22 protein-coding genes are annotated in these 19,319 nt (G+C 37.9%); 9 read left to right on the top strand and 13 right to left on the bottom strand.

The window, feature by feature from the left end; all coding sequences use genetic code 11:
- Position 1 precedes the first annotated feature (1 nt).
- The 5 genes from Ami3637_RS10375 to Ami3637_RS10355 are packed head-to-tail and all read right to left on the bottom strand — an operon-like array spanning position 2 to position 3,016.
- Positions 2–505, bottom strand: a complete 504-nt coding sequence (locus Ami3637_RS10375; RefSeq protein ID WP_162362515.1) for a hypothetical protein — start codon at positions 503–505, stop codon at positions 2–4.
- The gene (locus Ami3637_RS10370; RefSeq protein ID WP_162362514.1) at positions 484–1,695 is read right to left on the bottom strand and encodes an FAD-dependent oxidoreductase; all 1,212 of its coding nucleotides are present in this window, start codon (positions 1,693–1,695) and stop codon (positions 484–486) included. The genes Ami3637_RS10375 and Ami3637_RS10370 overlap by 22 nt, the downstream gene beginning before the upstream one ends.
- 15 nt (positions 1,696–1,710) lie before the next feature.
- Positions 1,711–2,253, bottom strand: a complete 543-nt coding sequence (locus tag Ami3637_RS10365) for a hypothetical protein (RefSeq protein WP_162362513.1) — start codon at positions 2,251–2,253, stop codon at positions 1,711–1,713.
- An 11-nt stretch (positions 2,254–2,264) separates the two neighbouring features.
- Positions 2,265–2,636: a fluoride efflux transporter CrcB gene (crcB, locus tag Ami3637_RS10360; protein ID WP_162362512.1), complete on the bottom strand. Its 372-nt coding sequence runs from the start codon at positions 2,634–2,636 to the stop codon at positions 2,265–2,267.
- Positions 2,633–3,016: a VOC family protein gene (locus Ami3637_RS10355; protein WP_162362511.1), complete on the bottom strand. Its 384-nt coding sequence runs from the start codon at positions 3,014–3,016 to the stop codon at positions 2,633–2,635. The genes crcB and Ami3637_RS10355 overlap by 4 nt, the downstream gene beginning before the upstream one ends.
- A 161-nt stretch (positions 3,017–3,177) precedes the next feature.
- Here Ami3637_RS10355 and panD point away from each other — a divergent pair, with 161 nt between their 5' ends.
- The 8 genes from panD (at position 3,178) to Ami3637_RS10315 (ending at position 10,184) form a co-directional block, all read left to right on the top strand.
- On the top strand, positions 3,178–3,552 hold the full coding sequence (gene panD / locus Ami3637_RS10350; protein WP_162362510.1) for an aspartate 1-decarboxylase: 375 nt from the start codon (positions 3,178–3,180) through the stop codon (positions 3,550–3,552).
- A 74-nt stretch (positions 3,553–3,626) separates the two neighbouring features.
- Positions 3,627–4,079 (top strand): putative ABC transporter permease, encoded by a 453-nt coding sequence (locus tag Ami3637_RS10345; RefSeq protein WP_162362509.1) that lies wholly within the window; start codon positions 3,627–3,629, stop codon positions 4,077–4,079.
- Positions 4,080–4,305: 226 nt separating this feature from the next.
- Positions 4,306–5,544 (top strand): ABC transporter substrate-binding protein, encoded by a 1,239-nt coding sequence (locus tag Ami3637_RS10340; RefSeq protein WP_162362508.1) that lies wholly within the window; start codon positions 4,306–4,308, stop codon positions 5,542–5,544.
- Between the two features lie 124 nt (positions 5,545–5,668).
- The gene (locus Ami3637_RS10335) at positions 5,669–6,556 is read left to right on the top strand and encodes a branched-chain amino acid ABC transporter permease (protein ID WP_162362507.1); all 888 of its coding nucleotides are present in this window, start codon (positions 5,669–5,671) and stop codon (positions 6,554–6,556) included.
- A gap of 2 nt (positions 6,557–6,558) precedes the next feature.
- Complete coding sequence (locus tag Ami3637_RS10330) at positions 6,559–7,635, top strand: branched-chain amino acid ABC transporter permease (protein ID WP_162362506.1); 1,077 nt, start codon at positions 6,559–6,561, stop codon at positions 7,633–7,635.
- A complete protein-coding gene (locus Ami3637_RS10325; RefSeq protein ID WP_162362505.1) occupies positions 7,628–8,467 on the top strand; it encodes an ABC transporter ATP-binding protein in 840 nt (279 codons plus the stop codon). The genes Ami3637_RS10330 and Ami3637_RS10325 overlap by 8 nt, the downstream gene beginning before the upstream one ends.
- A complete protein-coding gene (locus tag Ami3637_RS10320) occupies positions 8,467–9,171 on the top strand; it encodes an ABC transporter ATP-binding protein (RefSeq protein WP_162362504.1) in 705 nt (234 codons plus the stop codon). Before Ami3637_RS10325 ends, Ami3637_RS10320 begins: the two co-directional genes overlap by 1 nt.
- Positions 9,172–9,287: 116 nt before the next feature.
- Positions 9,288–10,184, top strand: a complete 897-nt coding sequence (locus tag Ami3637_RS10315; protein ID WP_162362503.1) for a DMT family transporter — start codon at positions 9,288–9,290, stop codon at positions 10,182–10,184.
- 71 nt (positions 10,185–10,255) lie between these two features.
- Here the strand turns inward: Ami3637_RS10315 and Ami3637_RS10310 are convergent, their stop codons facing one another.
- From Ami3637_RS10310 to murI, 7 genes are all read right to left on the bottom strand, one after another.
- The gene (locus Ami3637_RS10310) at positions 10,256–11,893 is read right to left on the bottom strand and encodes a phosphohexomutase domain-containing protein (protein WP_162362502.1); all 1,638 of its coding nucleotides are present in this window, start codon (positions 11,891–11,893) and stop codon (positions 10,256–10,258) included.
- Positions 11,894–12,020: 127 nt separating this feature from the next.
- Positions 12,021–12,944: a stalk domain-containing protein gene (locus Ami3637_RS10305; protein WP_162362501.1), complete on the bottom strand. Its 924-nt coding sequence runs from the start codon at positions 12,942–12,944 to the stop codon at positions 12,021–12,023.
- Between the two features lie 216 nt (positions 12,945–13,160).
- The gene (htpG, locus tag Ami3637_RS10300; protein ID WP_162362500.1) at positions 13,161–15,080 is read right to left on the bottom strand and encodes a molecular chaperone HtpG; all 1,920 of its coding nucleotides are present in this window, start codon (positions 15,078–15,080) and stop codon (positions 13,161–13,163) included.
- A 262-nt stretch (positions 15,081–15,342) separates the two neighbouring features.
- On the bottom strand, positions 15,343–15,738 hold the full coding sequence (gene rpsI / locus Ami3637_RS10295) for a 30S ribosomal protein S9 (RefSeq protein ID WP_162362499.1): 396 nt from the start codon (positions 15,736–15,738) through the stop codon (positions 15,343–15,345).
- A gap of 18 nt (positions 15,739–15,756) precedes the next feature.
- Positions 15,757–16,185 (bottom strand): 50S ribosomal protein L13, encoded by a 429-nt coding sequence (gene rplM, locus Ami3637_RS10290; RefSeq protein WP_162362498.1) that lies wholly within the window; start codon positions 16,183–16,185, stop codon positions 15,757–15,759.
- 213 nt (positions 16,186–16,398) lie between these two features.
- Entirely contained in the window at positions 16,399–16,713 is a 315-nt protein-coding gene (locus Ami3637_RS10285; protein WP_162362497.1) for a cysteine-rich small domain-containing protein, read from the bottom strand.
- Between the two features lie 30 nt (positions 16,714–16,743).
- Positions 16,744–17,523: a glutamate racemase gene (gene murI, locus Ami3637_RS10280; RefSeq protein WP_202931042.1), complete on the bottom strand. Its 780-nt coding sequence runs from the start codon at positions 17,521–17,523 to the stop codon at positions 16,744–16,746.
- A gap of 258 nt (positions 17,524–17,781) precedes the next feature.
- Between murI and Ami3637_RS10275 the strand changes: the two genes are divergently transcribed.
- Entirely contained in the window at positions 17,782–18,390 is a 609-nt protein-coding gene (locus tag Ami3637_RS10275; RefSeq protein WP_162362496.1) for a hypothetical protein, read from the top strand.
- A 126-nt stretch (positions 18,391–18,516) separates the two neighbouring features.
- Here Ami3637_RS10275 and Ami3637_RS10270 read toward each other — a convergent pair whose 3' ends face one another.
- Positions 18,517–19,308 carry a MetQ/NlpA family ABC transporter substrate-binding protein gene (locus Ami3637_RS10270; protein WP_162362495.1) on the bottom strand — a complete coding sequence of 264 codons (792 nt, stop codon included), beginning with the start codon at positions 19,306–19,308 and terminating at the stop codon, positions 18,517–18,519.
- Positions 19,309–19,319: the final 11 nt, after the last annotated feature.

Raw genomic sequence — 19,319 nt, 5'->3', positions numbered from 1 at the left:
TTTACAGTACCTCTTTGAATGCTATGTCTATGGTTCCATCATTAAAATAAGATGCTACTGTAGTTTTTCTGAAATTCTGGTTATCTGTGTGGGGATAATCTTTGCGGATATGAGCTCCCCTGGTTTCTTTTCTTTCAGATGCACTCAGTAACATTGCCTTAGCCAGATACAACATATTGCCAGTCATCAAAGGTTCTGTTTCATCTAAGTCTCCAGGGCCCATATCCTGAATTTTTCCTATCAGTACATTTATCTTACTGATTCCTTCCAAAATTTGTTTCTCATTCCGCTCAATACCCATGGCATCATTCATAATTAATCTGAGCTGAGCCAGAACCGCAGAGGAAGGTACGTTACCTGCCTTATACTTTGCAATCAGTTTTTCTTTTTTAAGTTTTTCATTTTCCGCCTTAACAAGTACTTGTTTCAGTTTAGCAGCGACCTGAGATGCATCATGACTTTCCTCTGTCCTGTTAACCAGCTTCACTGCACTTTCTGCTGCCACTCTGCCCCATAAATTGCACCTAAAGTTGAATTGCCTCCCAGCCTGTTTGCACCATGATACTGGCAGGCGCACTCCCCTGCAGCATATAATCCTTCCATTGAACTCTGATGATTTTTATCAACATAAATCCCACCCATAAAATAGTGTATTCCCGGATATACAGGTATACATTCTTCTGAAGGGTCAATTTTCAAATAAATCTTACATAAGTCACATACTTCCTTCAGTTTGGCATGTATTATTTCTTCAGGCAGAAAAGAGATATCTAAATATACCTGGTTTTTCTGTTCAATGCCAAGTTTCAAATCATTACAAACTTTATAGATACTTTTTGAAACAATATCCCTTGGCATTAAATTACCTCTGTCTGGATACCATTCCTCCATAAAGTACCATCTTTCCTTTCCTCTATATGTGAACAGCCTGCCCCCTTCTCCTCTTGTTGCTTCTGATATTAACATACGTTTACCATTGGCCTCTACCGTAGTGGGATGATATTGTATCATTTCACAATTGGCTAATTTAACACCTTGTCTGAATACTGCGGCAGTTGCACTTCCATCTGATAGCAAGGAACCGGTGGTCCTTCCAAATATACCATTCATTCCACCTGTAGCCAGAATCATAGCATCTCCCGTTACAGCAATCAGCTTTCCAGTGAACTGATCCCTGAATATGCCTCCAAAACACGTATTTCCGTCCGTTATAACCGAAAGAAATTTCAGGTTTTCTCTTATTTTTATTTTTTCTTTTGCAGCTAATCTTCTCACTTCTTGAGACATTCCGCACATAAGTTGCCTACCTATACCTGACTTGGAAAAAGCCGTACGCATTTTTTTCTGACCCCCAAAATATCTGAGGTCCAGGTTGCCATTTTTATCCCTTGAAAAAATTACGCCCATTTTACTTAACTTCTTTACAATTGCCGGAGCTTCCTGAATCATGCATTTTAAAGCCTCTGAATCTGCCAGTCCACATCCTGACTTTATGGTATCTTCATAATGCTGCTCTACAGAATCCTCTTGCCCCTTTGTATTCAAAGCGGCATTAATCCCTCCGGCAGCCATAACAGATTGTGAACGTTCCGCAGTGTTTTGTGAAATTAATGTAACTTCTGATCCCGATTCCACCGCTGAAATAGCCGCAGACAGACCCGCCAGTCCGTTTCCCACTACAATTATTTCAGGCATCTTTTATCACCCCCGTCATAAGAAGTAACTGCATAGGCCATATAAAACTATTGATTCCACCATAAAAAATAATATATAGGCCAGATTTGTCTGTAACTTTATTTCCTTCTGTGTCTTTATCATTCCTAAAGTAATAGCTGCCTTAGGCAGACTTAGGACAATATGTGCCCCCAGGACTACAGCCATGGCTGCTTCTGTTATAAAGGTGGTAAAAGAGGGCTCCTTTAATATATAAACCCCAGCTGCATTTACATAACCGTATGCCACCATATGATGACATATTAATACAGCCCCTATTATCCCAAGTATCCTTTGTAAATGAGTCTTCCTATTTTCTTTAAAATAGACAAAAGATTTACGTTTACCATCTGCAAAAATAACTAACATCAAGCTAATCACCCCATGCAGTATGATACATATAAGAAGGGCATATCCCCAGTATTTTCTTGTAGGAGAATAATCTAAATATCCCGCCAGAAACAGACCCATGGTTATGCCATGAATAGTAAAAAGAGCAACAGCTGCTGCTCCAAGCCAGGCATTTATACAACGAATCATATGTACTCCCCCTAAATTATTGTCTTGCCAAGCCAAACTCCCACTAGGCATATGAAAACACTTCCTGCTGCATAAATAAAAGCAAGTCCTAATCGTCCGCTGCTGATTAAATTAACTGTTTCCAGAGAAAATGAAGAAAATGTGGTAAATCCGCCCATAATCCCTACCATTATAAACAGCTGCATAGTACTCCCCATTAAGCCCTGTTTTGAAAAGAATTCAAAAGCTATACCTATAAAAAAGGCACCCAGAATATTTACCAGAAATGTACCCACAGGGAACATCAGTCCTGGTGCAATAAATTTACTTAGCTGTCCAAACAGATACCTTAAAACTGACCCTAAAAATCCGCCAGCACCAACTGCTAAAATATTGCCAATCATCTTGTTGGTACAACCTCCATCCAGTAGCCATCAGGATCTGAAATGAAATAAATCCCCAGGTCAGAATTTTCAAAGCAGATTACGCCCATCTCTTTATGCTTTTTATATGCAGATTCATAATCATCTACTTTAAAACCAATATGTATTTCATTGTCTCCCAGGTTGTAAGATTCTTTTCTGTCTCTGTACCAGGTTAGCTCTAGCAGCATGGCTTCCTGTTGGTCCTGTGAGCTTTCTGACCCTAAAAAAACTATGGTAAAAGAGCCATCTTCTGCATCTATTCTTCTTATTTCTTTAAGATCCAGTGCCTCTTCATAAAATTTCATTGATTGTTCCAGATTCAGAACAGTTATGCATGAATGATATGCCGAAAATTTCATATGTCGCCCTCCGTTATTTTATTAATTATTTATTTTAACATTTATTCTTTTAAACTTAAACCTTAAACATAAAATATCTTGTATCTCTCTCCTTATAATGCTATTATTCTTGATGGGTGGTATCTTCATCGAACCACACCTTTTTACTGGAGGAATTAAAAATGATATTACAGATGTTAAAAGGCAAAATACATAAAGCCACTGTAACACAGGCCGAACTTAATTACATGGGAAGCATTACCATTGATAAAACATTAATGGAAGCGTCTGGAATTCTCGAAAATGAAAAAGTCCAGATTGTTAATAACAATAATGGTGCAAGATTAGAAACCTACGTGATACCTGGGGAAAGAGATTCTGGTATTATTTGCTTGAATGGTGCTGCTGCAAGGTTAGTTCAACCTGGAGACAAAATTATTATTATCTGCTATGCTTTAATGAATGAAGAAGAGGCCAAACAATATAAGCCTAAAGTTGTCTTTGTAAATGAAGATAATCAAATTAATCTAATAACAAATTATGAATATAATGACTAATCAAAATGCCACCTTTTTTAAGGTGGCATTTTTAACCACGGTTAAAGACCGTTTTCCTGCAGACAATATAAACCATGGAAGGTAAATTTATAAAGGAAAAACTGAATAATCATATAGGGAGTGCATTCTCTGCTGGGGAAGCATTAAAGGCAATTATTGTATTTGCAACTGGCTTTGTGGGTTACGGCATTATAGAAATTCTGTTCAGGGGATATACTCACTGGTCCATGCTTTTAACCGGCGGAGCCTGCCTTCTTACGCTTTACTATTTAAATCTGCAGTTTATAAATGTTTCTATTGTCATAAAAGCTATGGTAGGTGCTATTGTAATTACAATTTATGAACTTGCGGTAGGTATAATAGTTAATTTGTTATTTCATTTTAATGTATGGGACTACTCGGACCAGCCCCTTGATTTCTTGGGGCAGATATGTCCTTTATTTACATTTCTGTGGTTCCTGCTCTGCCTTTTTTTATTATCTGTTTCCAATTTTTTGTACCACAAACGCCCCTATTTGCTGCCTTAAGAACTACTTTGTTTTATAGCTTTAGCAATGTCAAGACACGTTTAAATTAAGGTCTAGGGGCTTTTTAGGCCTTTACAAGGCTAAAATAAAACGAATTGTCTGAATTTTATTTTAGCCAACAAATAGTACATTGTATACTTGTTATTTTATCCAAAAACCCTTTACTTTTATAAAAAAAAATGTAAAATGGAATATAACTGAATAGAATATTGAGGAGGAAATTATCATGAGGAAATTATCAATATTGTTGGTGCTAACTTTAGTAGTATCAGCAGTTTTTGTTGGTTGCGGCGACAAGGCTAAAGAAGACGGCAAGGCGCAGACCCCTACTGGAATGAAAGTAACAGGAGACGTTATTAAAATCGGAGTATTTGAACCAACCACTGGTGAGAACGGTGGCGGCGGCATGCAGGAAGTACTTGGTGCCCGTTACGCAAACCAGTTAATGCCTACTGTAGACATTAATGGTACTACTTACAAAATCCAATTAGAAGAAGTAGATAACCAGTCCGATAAGTCTGCTGCAGTAACAGCTGCTCAGTCCCTTATCAGCAAAGGCGTAGCAGCAGTAATCGGTTCCTATGGCTCAGGCGTGTCTATCGCTGCTGGTTCAACATTTGCCAGCGCTGGAGTTCCAGCTGTTGGATGCTCCTGCACAAATCCGCAGGTTACATTAGGCAATGATTTTTATTTCAGAGCTTGCTTCCTGGATCCATTCCAGGGAACTGTTATGGCTTCATATGCAAAAGATGCAGGTTACAAGACTGCTGCAGTTATAAGCCAGAATGGGGATGACTACTCAACAGGTCTTGCTGGCTACTTCAAAAAATCATTTGAAGAGTTAGGCGGAACCATTGTTGCTGATGAAACTTATCAGACAAATGAATCAGATTTTAACGCTATCCTTACAAAGATTAAATCATCTAACCCTGATTGCATCTTTATTCCATCATCTATTAATACTGCAACTTTAATTTTACCACAGATTGCTGCAAATGGAATTAAAGCTCAGGTTTTAGCTGGAGACACTTGGGAAAATGCAGCAATTATCTCTAAGGATGCTGTTGGTGTTGCCTTCTCAACTTTCTTCGATGAAAACGATTCAAGCAACCCTGTTGCAGCTAAGTTTGTTACAGGTTTTAAAGGATACTTAAATTCTGATCCTAAAAACATTACATTTAATGCAAACACAGACACTGTTGCAGCAGTATCAGCTTTAGGTTATGATTCATATACAGCTATTTATGAAGCTCTTAAGAGCCTTGATGGTAAAGAGGGAGACATCACTTCCATTGCTATTCGTGATGCTCTGAAAGGTGTAAGCTTCGATGGCGTAACTGGTCACATATCTTTTGATAAGAATGGTGATGCTATTAAAGACACTGCTTATATCAAGACAGTAGATCAGGATTCCCTGACATCCAAGGAATTTAAGTTCATCAAGACCCAGACTGTTAAAAAGTAGTAATACCTTAACAATGTCCAGTCGTTATATCATTAATAGAATTATTAATCACACTAAAATATGCGGCAGGGAGGCAGATTGTCCTCCCCCCGCTTTATTTCTTTATTAGGAGGCTTTAAAAACAATGACAGCAACAGCTTTTTTTTCATATTGCTTAGCGGGCATGTCCATAGGTAGTATATATGCGCTGATTGCCATTGGTTATACTATGGTGTATGGTATCCTCAGACTCATAAATTTCGCTCATGGAGATATTTTTATGATGGCAGCATACTTCATGATATTTGCAATGGTAGATCACAGCATTCCATGGTATTTATCCATGGTCATTATGATAGTCAGTACCGTTCTTCTCGGTGTTGTCATCGAGAAACTGGCATATAAACCACTGCGAACTGCACCAAGGATGTCCATTATGATTTCCGCAATTGGTGTTTCTTACTTATTACAAAATATGGCAACTTACTTATTTTCGGCACTACCGAAGCAATATCCATCCATTCCAATTTTAAATAAAACTATCGATATTGGTAATGTTTCAACTTCCCTGGTAACCTTCGTCACACCGATTATCACCATTGTATTTGTAGTACTGCTTATGCTTTTAATAAAATATACAAAGATGGGTATGGCCATGAGAGCTGTATCTAAAGACTTTGAAGCGGCACAACTAATGGGTATTAAAATCAACAGCGTTATAAGCTTTACATTTATAATCGGCTGTTTCCTGGCTGCTTTAGGTTCTATGCTTTATTTTACGCCAAGACCTTCTGTATTTCCATTAGCAGGCTCTCTCCCAGGATTAAAATGCTTTATTGCAGCAGTATTCGGGGGAATTGGTAGTATTCCGGGTGCCGTTGTGGGTGGTTTTATCATAGGTTTTTCAGAGACTCTGATAAAAGCAGCAGGATACTCAGAATTCAGTGATGTATTTACATTTGTATTATTGATTGTAGTTTTAATGTTCAGGCCAACGGGTCTGTTCGGTGAGAATTTAGCGGAGAAGGTGTAATTATGACAAAAAAATCAAAAACTATTTGTACCATAATTGCATTGATTGTATTGGCGGGAATTATATTTTCAGTTGACGAATTCACTACACAGTCTTCCATGCTCCGCACAGTATTGCAATTAGGTGCTATTTACGCTCTTGCTGCAGTATCCATGAATCTCCTTAACGGGTTTACCGGTTTATTTTCATTGGGTCAGGCAGGTTTTATGGCCATTGGTGCTTATACCTTTGCCGTTTTAACCATTCCTGTGGGCAGCAAACCTATCGTATATTATCTATATGGTGTTTCAGACGTACTGGCAAATGTTGAACTGCCTTCCTGGGCCGGATTAATTCTGGCAGGGGTTATGGCTGCATTTTTAGCAGCTATAATCGGTGCACCTGTACTCAGACTGAAGAGTGACTATTTTGCCATAGCAACTTTAGGTTTTTCAGAGATTGTCCGTATTTTAGTAGCAAGTTCCCCGTTTAATAAAATAACAAATGGTTCTCTTGGGCTAAAACTAATCCCTGCTTACAGTTCATACTACACACCTTTTATTATTGTATTTATCTGTATAGTAATTATAGGCTTACTGATTAAAAGCTCCTACGGCCGTGCTTTTAAGGCTATCCGTGAAGATGAAATCGCAGCAGAAGCTATGGGTATTAACCTTGCAAAACATAAACAGATGTCATTTATCATCAGTTCTTTCTTTGCAGGGATAGCTGGTGCCCTTCTGGCCATGTATCTTGGAGCAATTACTTCAACGACCTTCCCTATTATGCTTACTTACAACATTCTTCTTATTGTTGTAATAGGCGGAATTGGAAGCATCAGTGGAAGCATCATCTCAGCTTTCCTTGTTACTGCTGCAAAAGAATGGTGGCTGCGTTTCCTTGATCAGACTATGGTTATCGCCGGAATCCATGTTCCTTTCCTCCGAACAGGTTTCCGAATGGTAGTGTTCTCTATCATACTAATGGTTGTGGTTCTTTTCTGGAGAAAAGGTATCATGGGACAAAAAGAAATAACATGGGACGGAATATATCGTTTCTTTACCAGAAAATCCCGCAAAGGAGGTGCTGTTAATGAGTAAACAGAACCTGCTTCGCGTATCTGATGCAACTATGCAGTTTGGTGGGGTTGTAGCCCTGAACAATTTAAATCTTGAAGTAAATAAAGGTGAGATTATTGGTTTAATTGGCCCCAATGGAGCTGGCAAAACCACTGCTTTCAATGTTATAACTGGAGTTTATTCTCCTACTAACGGAGAAATCAGTTTTGATGAAGAAATTATTGCTTCTAATTATCCTCATGGTAAAATGAAAGCCCTTTATTCCGGTCAAAATGCCGGTAAATATACAAAATCTCTTGTGCCAACACCAGACAAAATAACAAGGAAGGGTATTGCAAGAACATTTCAGAACATCAGACTTTTTAAAGACCTTACTGTTTTCGAGAACGTTCTTATTGCAAAGCATTTAAATATTAAATCCAATGTTTTTACTGCAACTTTTATGCTAAACCGTAAAGAAGAGCAGCAAATGCGTGAAGAAACCATGGAGCTTCTTAAGATTTTAGATCTTGAAAAGCACAAAGATGATATAGCAAGCTCTCTTCCATACGGAAAACAGAGGCACTTAGAAATAGCAAGGGCCCTTGCTACAAAGCCTAAACTTCTGCTTCTTGATGAACCTGCTGCTGGTATGAATCCACAGGAATCTGATGATCTAATGAACTTTGTATCCCAGATTCGTACTGATTTTGACCTGTCAATTCTTACCATAGAACATCATATGCAGTTTGTTATGGGCATTTGTGACAGAATTTATGTTTTAGACTATGGTACTTTAATTGCAGAAGGTATTCCATCAGAAATTCAGAATAACCCTAAGGTTATTGAGGCTTATTTGGGGGTAGACGAGTAATGTTAAAAATAGAAAACTTGAATGTATTTTATGGTGGCATCCATGCCCTCCGGGGAATAAGCCTGGAGGTCCCTGATAAAAAGATAATTTCTCTGATAGGTGCTAATGGTGCAGGAAAAAGCACAACTCTCAAATCCATTATGGGTCTTGTACCTAAATCAGAAGGTACGATTTCATTTAATGAAAAAGATATCACTGCTTCGCAGACCAAAGACATCGTGGGAGATGGAATCGTTTTATGTCCGGAAGGCCGAAGAGTTTTTCCGGATCTTACCATAGCAGAGAATTTAACGCTTGGTGCTTATCTGAGGAAAGACAAAGAAGAAATAAAGAAAGACAGGAAATGGGTTTATGAACTGTTTCCAAGGCTTCTGGAAAGAGAATGGCAGCTGGCAGGAACCCTGTCCGGCGGTGAACAGCAGATGCTTGCAGTAGGCCGTTCTATTATGAGCAAACCTAAGCTTCTTATGCTTGATGAGCCTTCTCTGGGCCTGGCCCCATTGGTTGTTAAAGATATTTTTTCCATCATCAGACAAATTAATGATGCTGGTGTAAATATCCTGCTCATCGAACAAAATGCTAAGGCTGCTCTTGAAATAGCGGACTATGCATATGTTATGGAAACAGGCAACATTACCCTCTCTGGTACAGGAAAAGAACTTCTGGCCAGTGATTCTGTTAAAAAAGCGTATCTTGGTGAATAATTATATATCTCCAATCAGATTTTATATCTGGGTGGAGATATTTTTTTGATTAAATTAATAAAATATTTTATAATTAGATACAGAGTTTTTATCTTATCCTAAGGAGGAAAGTCTGAATGGAAAATAAAGACGTCATTAATAATGAGAAGACAGACCCCTGTTTTAAAAAGGGCGTTTTATACATGGTGGCCTCTGCATTGGGTTTTAGTATTATTCCCATATTGGCTACTTTAGGGCTTTCAGTTGATATAGCCCCAGGAATATTGCTCTTCTATCGTTTTTTTATTGCAGCCTGTTTATTTTTTATTTACTGCCTGATAAGACAGAAATCTCTGCTGCTTCAAGGAAGAAAAAATATTACTTATTTAATCATAGCTGGTACCATTTATTCTGCGCAATGTATTTTGTTCTTTTCTGCTTTTAAATATATATCGGCAGCAGTTGGTGAAGTAATATTTTACATTTATCCGGTCTTTGTAGCCATTTTATCAGCTATATTTCTTAAGGAAAAAATCACAAAATATAAAGTATCTGGTATCTTGGCTGCTGTTACAGGAATAGGCATTGTTCTATATGCTCCAGGAGGTGGAATCCAAATCAGTGGAGTTCTTCTGGTGATTCTTTCTGCACTGGCAAGTTCATGCTATTTCACATTTAACAAAAAATTTACTGCAGAGATAAGTACACCGGTTATAATGACTTATGTTTGTTTTACGTGTAGTATCATATATCTGATTTACAGCATCTGCCTGAGAGAGTTTACAATACCGAATCAATGGACTCATTGGTTGTATATAACTTTACTGGCCATATGGTGCACTGTAATCGGGCTATTTTGCCTGATGAAAGGCTTAAAAATACTGGAAGCTGGTATGGCTTCTCTTGTAAGCCTGTGTGAGCCCATCTTTACTATTTTATTATCATACATAGTTTTAGGAACCGCGTTGACCCCTGTGCAGTTACTTGGATCTTCTATAGTAATTGCTGCTATTTATATATATGAAAAAAAATAAATAACCTAGAATCTTAAAAGAGTATCATTATGCTTTTCAAAAGTACAATGATACTCCCTTATTTTTTCCTCTTAAATCAATTTACTAATATCCAGATTCTTATAGGCTGCCAGGAAAGGCCTCAGTTTCTCTATAATCTGTCCGCAGCCTCCTGCTTTGTTAGATTCTATATTTAACGGCATAATCGGGTCATGAAGGGATTTTCGCAGAAGACACCATCCGTCCCCATGTTCTTTGGAAAAATTCACTCGTACCCCTTCATAGTTCGGCTGGGCAGTACTCATTCCACAGTGGCATAAGCAACAGCCCTCCTCTTCAACAGGGACAATATTTCCTTCCTCATTACGTCTTGCACAATCCTTCATGGATGCCCACAGTTGTAAATCCTCAATAATTTTGTCTCCATAAGTTCCAAAGTCCTCACAGGTAATAGGGAGTCTTATCTCCAGGGCCTCAGCAGGCTCCTCCAGAGTGGAAATCAAGCTGTCCAAGGTTTTACCCTCAAGGGCCAGTTTTGCCGCCTTAATAACGATTTTAGTAGCCAGATAGGCCCCATCATCCAGAAAATGATTTTCTTTTAATGCTGCATGGCCGGAAGTTTCAATAGCCAGCTGACAGTCCGTACCTTCTGCATTTAGTTTAACTGCCTCATTTATTACATTTTTATAGCCACGTTTAAAACGCTTATGCTTGAGGCCCAGATTGTTTTCAAGAAAAACGGTCAACTGGTCACTGGTAATGCTGTCTGTAACCACTGTGGTCCCAGGATAATCCTCTGCAACTAATGCTGCTGCCATAGCCACTATGCCGTTCCTGCTGATTTCACGTCCCCTGTGGTCAACTGCGGAGGACCTGTCCACATCTGTGTCAAAAATCAGCCCTAAATCGGCCCCACTTTCTATAACCTGCATAGAAACCGACTTCATGGCATCCTTGTCTTCAGGATTTGGTGCATGATTGGGAAAAGTTCCATCTGGGTCAAGGAACTGGCTGGCAGAAATATCTGCTCCCAAAGGTTCCAGTACCTGTGTTGCATAGAATCCTCCGCCCCCATTGCCGGCATCCACAACAATCTTCAGCCCTTTCAATGGTGTTTCATAACACTTCTGGTGTTTCACTCCATCCTTTATCTTATTTTTAAGGAAATCACAGTAAGCCCCCATTAAATCAGCCTTCATAGAAGAATACACTTTTTCATCTTGTACCAGATTAGTGCTCTCCTTATTTACTCTTTCTCCTAATTCTTTTAATTGTTCATCCGATTCAGCGCAGGCAATTATCTGCTGGATATCCTTTTTATCCAGTCCTCCTTTTTTGTCAAAAAACTTAAATCCGTTTCTGTTAAAAGGGAGATGGCTGGCAGTTATCATAATTGCTCCATCACAATTAAACTCTGGAAAAACAGTTGACATAAACATTGCCGGAGTGGAAGCCAGCCCGCAATTTAAAATAGTGACCCCATAAGGCAGAATTCCATGGAGAATTCCATGGAGCAAATCCCTGCCAGAAAGCCTTGGATCAGATCCAATTGCAATCTTTAGCTGCTTGGGTTCTTTCTCCGTTTTTCTGGATAACCACAATAAAAACCCAGCTGCCAGATTGGCCGCTTCCTGTTCTCCTAAATTAGGCAGCTCCCCATCTACTCCTGTCAGAGCTATGCCCCTTATATCACTGCCATTTTGTAATTTCTTATAATCACGATTCATCATCTGTGCCTCCTTTTATAGGTCTGTTCCGTACTTTTTTCTTACATTTAATCGGATATAGTATACATGAAATTCTTCCTTCAGTCTACCAAATAAGAAAAACTGCTCTGGTAGAGCAGTTTTTTATCATCTATTCTAAGGCTTCTATAAAATGGTTGGAAACCACAGTCTGTTCTCCTTTAAGAACTGCTGGTAAATCCATTTTATCCATTTGATCCAAAGGTTTTAAGTCCTTTGTCAGATGGGTAAATTTAAAATCATCACTTCCCATGGTCAATTCAATTTTCATATCATTTTTAGTCAATACAACTGGTTTTTTATGTGACGTCCATTCTACCTTATAACCTTTGGCCTCTGCTTCACTTCTAAGAGATACATACTTTGCTTCAGAAGTTTCTGGTTTATTGTCCTTGTCCAAAATAATAACCATCTCAGGAACTGTCTGGGCCGGAATACTCTTTGTAGATACTGCATAGAGAACTACGCACTCCTTGTTCCTGATATCCTTGGCCGTATACATTTTGTCATTTCCTTTGGCATCAACAATCTGAGTATATTCTGACAGATTCAGTTTTAAGGTATTGTCCTTATTCACCAACGTATCATTATATAAAGATACATCCATGGAGCCTGTATCACTTCTTACAATAAATCCTACAGCTTGTGAAGTCTGGGGTGGCAGGCTTAGGGTCATTGGAGCATTTGCAGGGAGTATGGCTGTAATCTTCATCTGATTTTTTAAATCTTTAGCTGTTAACCTTTTCCCTGATTTCTGATCAATAATAAAGGCATCCTTACTAATATAAAAAACCATGCCCATCTTATCATTATCTATTTGAACCCGATAGGATTCTTCCTTTTCTTCTGTGCTTGTAATAATACCTTCTTCTGTGAGATATGGTTCATCCTGCTGTTTTACATTCTGTAAAACCGTATTATCGGCTGTTGGCACTAAATCCTTATGTATTCCTGTTTCTGCAAAAGCTGTAGCTGACATGAGCATAGTTAAGCAAAGAACTCCTGACAATATTTTAATAATAGCTTTTTTCTTCATAATTTCTCCTTGTTCATATCATTATCACTAGTGTAATGTTCTTGTTTTTATTTTAGACAGCCAAAATTAAAGAAAGGTTCCACAAATTCCTAAAATTGTTTTAAATATGATGAATTTATCTACTAAATACATAAAACCTGCCTTGTAATTAAAGCAGGTTTTATATTTTGTTTTTTTATTTATTTGATCTAATTTTATAATCTGCCAGTAATGCAATTACATCAAATTGCATATTGCGTTGGAAAATTCAATAGGATCTTCAACTGGCATTCCTTCAATTAAAAGAGCCTGATTATACAAAAGTTTTGCATAGTCTTTAACTTTATCCTTATCATTTTCATAAGCAGCCTTAAGGGATTCAAATACCTTATGATTTGCATTAATTTCAAGAACTTTCTCCGCTGAAACCTTATCATTGTTTGCAGGAATTGAGTTCAGGACTTTTTCCATCTCAATGGAAATCTCTCCATTGCTTGTTAAGCATACAGGATGACTCTTCAGTCTCTGAGAAACTCTGACTTCTGAAACTTTACCGTCTAAAGCTTCTTTCATTGCTTCAAACAGATCTTTATTCTCTTCCTTCTGCTTTTCTAATGCTTCCTTCTCCTCAGCAGTTTCTTCAATGCCTAAATCGTCACTGGAAACCGATTTAAATTGTTTTTCCTCGATGGATCCAATAGTCTTAAAGGCAAATTCATCAATCTCATCTGTGCAGTAAAGGATTTCATATCCTTTATCTTTAAGCATTTCAGTCTGCGGTTGCTTATCAAGCTTTTCTCTGCTCTCACCGCAGGCGTAATAAATGTACTTCTGATCTTCCTTCATTCTTGAAACATATTCTGAGAATGTAACCAGTTTCTTTTCTGATGAAGAATAGAACATTAGCAATTCTTTTACGGCATCTTTGTGCATGCCATATTCATTGTAGGCTCCAAATTTAAGCTGCATGCCAAAATTCTCGAAGAACTTTTCATACTTTTCCCTGTCTGTATTGAGCATTTCAATCAGTTCAGATTTTATCTTCTTTTCCAGTCTCACTGCAATGGCCTTTAACTGTCTGTCATGCTGAAGCATTTCTCTGGAAATATTCAGGGATAAATCCTGTGAATCTACCAGGCCTTTTACGAAGCTGAAGTAATCAGGCAGAAGATCCGCACATTTCTCCATGATTAATACTCCGCTGGAATAAAGCTGCAGCCCCTTTTCATATTCCTTTGTGTAATAATTGTATGGGGTCCTTGCAGGAATGTACATTAATGCATTGTAAGTTGACACTCCTTCAACATTTGTGTGGATAACTTTTGCAGGATCTTCAAAATCAAAGAATTTCTCTTTGTAGAACTGGTTGTACTCCTCTTCTGTAATGGCGCCTTTACTCTTTTTCCAGATTGGTACCATACTATTTAAAGTATCATCTTCCCTATAAGTCTCATATTCAGGTGTATAATCCTTATCAGCCTTCTGTTCTTCAGTGGCTTCTTTCATTTTATGTTTCTCAACATTCATTTTTATTGGATATCGAATGTAATCGGAATATTTCTTAATAAGTCCTTTAATCTTATATTCCTGTAAGTATTCTCCATACTTTTCGTCTTCCGTATCTTCTTTGATATATAAAATAATCTGGGTACCTACATCATCCTTATCGCACTCTGTAATGCTGTAGCCATCGACCCCTGTAGATTCCCACATATACGCCTGGTCCTGTCCATAGCCTTTGCTGATAACCTGAATCTTTGAAGCCACCATAAATGCAGAGTAGAAGCCTACACCAAACTGCCCAATAATGTCAATTTCATCTTTGCCTTCCATTTTGTCTGCATTCTCTTCTTTAAACTGAAGAGAACCACTTCTGGCAATGGTACCTAAATTATTTTCCATCTCATCTTTAGTCATACCAATTCCATTATCGGTTATGGTTAATGACCTTGCATCTTTGTCTACTGCAAGCCTGATATAAAAATCTTCTCTTGATATGCCAGTATTTTCAGTAAGGGTAAGATAGTATAACTTATCAATAGCATCACTTGCGTTGGAAATAATCTCTCTTAGAAAGATTTCTTTATGCGTATAAATAGAATTAATCATTAAGTCCAGCAGTCGCTTTGATTCTGCTTTAAATTGTTTCTTTGCCATGTAATATTCCCTCTTTCTCTCTTATGTAATATTATATAGTTAGTATATAAACACCCCTGTTCGTTCTTTGGCACTCATCTATAAAGAGTGCTAACAAATATAATATACCGCGCCTGCTGACAAAAATCAAGACCTAAAAGCAAAAAAATTCCTTACTACTGTCTTATTCTCGATACTGGCTTGCGAAATCTGAGTAAAAAGAAAAGCTCTGCAATCCTGTAAGATTGCAGAGCTTTGATCTTTTCTCTGAACCGGTATAAAATTAACGCTTTGAGAACTGTGATGCTCTTCTTGCCTTCTTTAAACCGTACTTCTTTCTTTCCTTCATACGAGGGTCTCTTGTTAAAAATCCTGCAGCTTTAAGTACAGCTCTGAATGCTTCCTTGTCAGCTACACAAAGTGCTCTTGAGATACCATGTCTTAAAGCTCCTGCCTGACCAGTAAATCCACCACCATTTACAGTAGCGATTACGTCAAACTTTCCTTCACATCCAGCAACCTCAAAAGGTCTTCTAACTTCTCTTTTAACGATTTCCATTCCAAAATACTCTTCAAGCGGCTTCTTGTTTACGATGATTTCACCTTTTCCAGGGATTAATCGAACTCTAGCAACTGAAGACTTTCTTCTTCCTGTTCCTTGATACTGAATCTTTGCCATTGTCTATTCCTCCCCTTCCTAAAATTCCCAAACTTCAGGTTTCTGCGCTGCATGATCATGTTCAGCACCAGCATAAACCTTTAGTTTTTTATACATCTGTCTGCCAAGTTTTCCATTTGGCATCATGCCTTTTACCGCATGTCTGATTATTTCGTCTGGCTTCTTGGCCTGTAACTTTTCAAAAGTGATTTCTCTAAGGCCGCCTGGATATCCAGTATGTCTCTTATAGATTTTTTCTTTTCTCTTCTTACCTGTTACTTCTACTTTTTCTGCATTGATAACGATTACATAGTCACCGCAGTCAACGTGTGGTGTGTAGATTGGCTTTTTCTTACCTCTAAGGATTGCAGCAACTTCGGATGCAAGTCTACCAAGAGTTTTGCCCTCAGCATCGATCACATACCATTTGTGCTCTACTTCCTGAGGCTTTGCAATAAATGATTTCATTTTTTACCTCCTCACCTACTAAAATTGACCAAATTTACCAGTCAATCACTTTCGGCAATCTTACTATAACTTTGCGGGCCACGGCCGGTCCTTCCCAGCCTGCACCCTTATGAAAAAAACCTTAAAAGGTTTTTGACATTCTCAACCAGGCATTGTTACACACAATGCAAAATTAGTTTACACTTTTTCAGTATTTAAGTCAATAAAAATTTTCTATTTTATTTTAGCCACTTCGATAAGCTCAGAAAATTTCTTCATGATATAGCCATAATTCTCTCTCACATGGGGCAGTTTACATTGGCTGCAGTCCTTTACCCCTTCTTCATTATACTTATAATTACCGCCGCATTTGTCTCCTAATGCATATAAAGGGCAATAGCAAAACAGGCAGTTAAACTCTTCAGGTTTATTGGTTTTGTGGCAGGGGAAATATTCACACTTACTGTGGTTAAAAAATGAATATTCCTTTCCGACCCAATGAGGCTGTTCCTCCCCGGTCCCTTTTAAGTCCTTCTTTTCTTCTTCCATCGTTTACCTCCATATTTTCATCAGCCACTGTCATTTTCTTACTAACAGCTTTTCTGATAATTCCATCATACTGTCGTCATTCAATGTATTAATCACTTTTATCTGGCCTGGATCCTTGCTCTGGCTTAGGATTTTATCTCTGCTGAGCCTTCTCTTAAGCTGTCTGGCTGTACCCTCTCCTCCATCATAAATTTGAACATCATGACCTATTATCTTCAATATAATGTCTTTTATAAATGGATAGTGAGTACATCCAAGTACAACCGCTTTAGCGCTCTCACATACGCTTTTAGTTAAAAGGGTACCTAAAAATTCTTCCAGCTCTTTTCCCTGCAGTTTTCCCATTTCTACAAATTCCATGAGGCCTCCACAAGGTACAGGTACAATTTTAGCATACTCCTCATATCTGGTCATGAGATTTTTAAACTTCCTTTCAGCAAGGGTCATGGGAGTAGCCATTACTAATATTTTTTCCCCTTCATTATTTAATGCTGCTGGCTTAAGTGCAGGTTCCACTCCGATAATGGGAACCTCCTTATATTTATCTCTCAAATAGTCGGCGGCTGCACTGGTTGCGGTATTACAGGCTATTACAACTGCCTTAGCCCCCTGTTCTAATAGAAATTCAACATTTCTTTCTGTTAAGTCCCGTACTTCTTCCGTTGTTTTCGTCCCATAGGGAGCATTTCTGGAATCTCCCAAATAAATATAATCTTCATTTGGCATCATTTTAACAGCTTCGTTCAGCACACTGATACCACCAACTCCCGAATCTAAAAAAGCAACCGGGTTGTTATATTTTTCTATCATACTAGTCATCCCTGAATTCTAATTAAATTTTAAATTATTATTCCATTTACCCTATCAATTATAGAATTGCAAAAAGAACATATTAACATAATATACTTTATCACCATAAATTTCAATCATCATAAATTTTACTACAGGACCTTTTGTTTTAAAAGTTGATTTACAATATTCTCCATTTCTTCTTTATTCCATCACAAAATCATTGCATACACCAAATATAATACTCTCATCAATTAAATGTAATTTGGAGGTATATTTATGAAAAAAATTACAATATGTTTTTTAATCGGCTTCTTAATTGCTGCATTAAGTTTAACTGCCTGCGGTTCAACTGCTGTAAAGGAAACGGGTAAAAACAGTAAAGCATCGGTTCAGTCAGAAAATGAACAGACTCTTCAATATGGCCAGATTAAATCCATAAAAGATAATAAAATTACACTTGCTCTGGGCACTGCAAATCCTACCGAGCCTCCTCAGGGAAAAAAGGAACAGGCTCCTGATGGACAGACTCCATCTGCCGTCCAGGCTCCTTCTGATGGGCAGAATCCTTCCGACGGTGAGAATCCTCCTGGAAAACCGGATGACCAAAATGCACCTGGGGGCCAGCCTCCTGAAAAGCCTGACGGTCAGAACCCTCCTGACGGACAGATTCCGCCTGCAGACGAAAAAGCAGCTCCTTCAGAAAAAAGTAATATAACCCTTACAGACGAAACTCTTACCATTAATATTAATGATTCTACAAAAATCGGTTACATGAAAAACAGTACTTCTTCTGCTGCCATCTCAGACTTATCTGTGGGTACAACCATAGCCGTAAGTTTGAGTGATGACGGTAAAACTGCAAAACAGATACTTATCATAAAATAATTCATAATTGTAAAATATGAATGATGAATTGTGTACATGCTAAAAGGGCTGAATCCTGTGCCATACAGGATTCAGCCCTAAACTTATCTCATTGAACTGTCTATTTTCAATTAAATTATATACCTGCTATTGAAAAGGAATCACTGCTCCATCATACTTGTCATTAATAAATTTCTTAACTTCATCTGATTTCAGTACATCTACCAAAGCCTTTATTCCTTCGCTGTTTTCATTTCCCTTTTTAACAGCAATAATGTTTACATATGTTTTTGCTGCCTCAGAATCTGATTTTTCATATGCAATGGCATCTTTCTTTACAGAGAATCCTGCTTCTAAAGCATAATTTCCATTTAATACAACAAATGCAACTTCTTTAACAACTCGTGAAACTTGTGCTGCTTCCAGTTCTTCGATTTTAATACCGTACGGATTGTCTTTGATATCATTTACTGTAGCTTCCAATCCAGCCCCGTCTTTTAAAGTAATTACGCCATTATCCTGCAATAATAGTAATGCTCTTGCCTCATTGGTAGTGTCATTTGGTACTGCAATTACGTCTCCCTTTGCTAAATCCTTTAAACTCTTTTTTGTGCCTGGATAAATTCCAAATGGTTCATAATGAATGTCTCCTGCATCTACAAGATGTGTGCCTTTTTCTTCATTATAACTGTTCATGTAAGGAACATGCTGAAAATAATTGGCATCAAATGCTCCACTTTCTACTACTTCATTAGGCTGTACATAATCATTAAACACCGTAACCTGCAGATCCCAGCCTTTTTTTGCAAGAATTTCTTTAGCCTTTTCCAGTATCTCTGAATGTGGTGTAGCGGATGCTGCAACCTTGATTGGCTTCAAATCAGTTGTTTCAGACGCCTTTTTCTCAGTCTTGCTTCCACATCCAGCTAACAGTCCCATAACTAAAACAA

Source organism: Aminipila terrae (genome assembly GCF_010120715.1).
Classification (GTDB): domain Bacteria; phylum Bacillota; class Clostridia; order Peptostreptococcales; family Anaerovoracaceae; genus Aminipila; species Aminipila terrae.
This window is presented reverse-complemented; position numbering and strand designations above follow the sequence as displayed.

What these genes read in the sequence shown, in the direction of transcription:
- Ami3637_RS10335 (WP_162362507.1), top strand. Translation starts at nt 5,669, where the DNA reads ATGACAGCAACAGCTTTTTTTTCATATTGCTTAGCGGGCATGTCCATA.
- Ami3637_RS10325 (WP_162362505.1), top strand. Translation starts at nt 7,628, where the DNA reads ATGAGTAAACAGAACCTGCTTCGCGTATCTGATGCAACTATGCAGTTT.
- Ami3637_RS10340 (WP_162362508.1), top strand. Translation starts at nt 4,306, where the DNA reads ATGAGGAAATTATCAATATTGTTGGTGCTAACTTTAGTAGTATCAGCA.
- Ami3637_RS10370 (WP_162362514.1), bottom strand. Translation starts at nt 1,695, where the DNA reads ATGCCTGAAATAATTGTAGTGGGAAACGGACTGGCGGGTCTGTCTGCG.
- panD (WP_162362510.1), top strand. Translation starts at nt 3,178, where the DNA reads ATGATATTACAGATGTTAAAAGGCAAAATACATAAAGCCACTGTAACA.
- Ami3637_RS10275 (WP_162362496.1), top strand. Translation starts at nt 17,782, where the DNA reads ATGAAAAAAATTACAATATGTTTTTTAATCGGCTTCTTAATTGCTGCA.
- Ami3637_RS10355 (WP_162362511.1), bottom strand. Translation starts at nt 3,016, where the DNA reads ATGAAATTTTCGGCATATCATTCATGCATAACTGTTCTGAATCTGGAA.
- murI (WP_202931042.1), bottom strand. Translation starts at nt 17,523, where the DNA reads ATGATAGAAAAATATAACAACCCGGTTGCTTTTTTAGATTCGGGAGTT.
- Ami3637_RS10310 (WP_162362502.1), bottom strand. Translation starts at nt 11,893, where the DNA reads ATGATGAATCGTGATTATAAGAAATTACAAAATGGCAGTGATATAAGG.
- Ami3637_RS10365 (WP_162362513.1), bottom strand. Translation starts at nt 2,253, where the DNA reads ATGATTCGTTGTATAAATGCCTGGCTTGGAGCAGCAGCTGTTGCTCTT.
- crcB (WP_162362512.1), bottom strand. Translation starts at nt 2,636, where the DNA reads ATGATTGGCAATATTTTAGCAGTTGGTGCTGGCGGATTTTTAGGGTCA.
- Ami3637_RS10330 (WP_162362506.1), top strand. Translation starts at nt 6,559, where the DNA reads ATGACAAAAAAATCAAAAACTATTTGTACCATAATTGCATTGATTGTA.
- Ami3637_RS10305 (WP_162362501.1), bottom strand. Translation starts at nt 12,944, where the DNA reads ATGAAGAAAAAAGCTATTATTAAAATATTGTCAGGAGTTCTTTGCTTA.
- Ami3637_RS10320 (WP_162362504.1), top strand. Translation starts at nt 8,467, where the DNA reads ATGTTAAAAATAGAAAACTTGAATGTATTTTATGGTGGCATCCATGCC.
- Ami3637_RS10345 (WP_162362509.1), top strand. Translation starts at nt 3,627, where the DNA reads ATGGAAGGTAAATTTATAAAGGAAAAACTGAATAATCATATAGGGAGT.
- rplM (WP_162362498.1), bottom strand. Translation starts at nt 16,185, where the DNA reads ATGAAATCATTTATTGCAAAGCCTCAGGAAGTAGAGCACAAATGGTAT.
- rpsI (WP_162362499.1), bottom strand. Translation starts at nt 15,738, where the DNA reads ATGGCAAAGATTCAGTATCAAGGAACAGGAAGAAGAAAGTCTTCAGTT.
- Ami3637_RS10270 (WP_162362495.1), bottom strand. Translation starts at nt 19,308, where the DNA reads ATGGGACTGTTAGCTGGATGTGGAAGCAAGACTGAGAAAAAGGCGTCT.
- Ami3637_RS10285 (WP_162362497.1), bottom strand. Translation starts at nt 16,713, where the DNA reads ATGGAAGAAGAAAAGAAGGACTTAAAAGGGACCGGGGAGGAACAGCCT.
- Ami3637_RS10315 (WP_162362503.1), top strand. Translation starts at nt 9,288, where the DNA reads ATGGAAAATAAAGACGTCATTAATAATGAGAAGACAGACCCCTGTTTT.
- htpG (WP_162362500.1), bottom strand. Translation starts at nt 15,080, where the DNA reads ATGGCAAAGAAACAATTTAAAGCAGAATCAAAGCGACTGCTGGACTTA.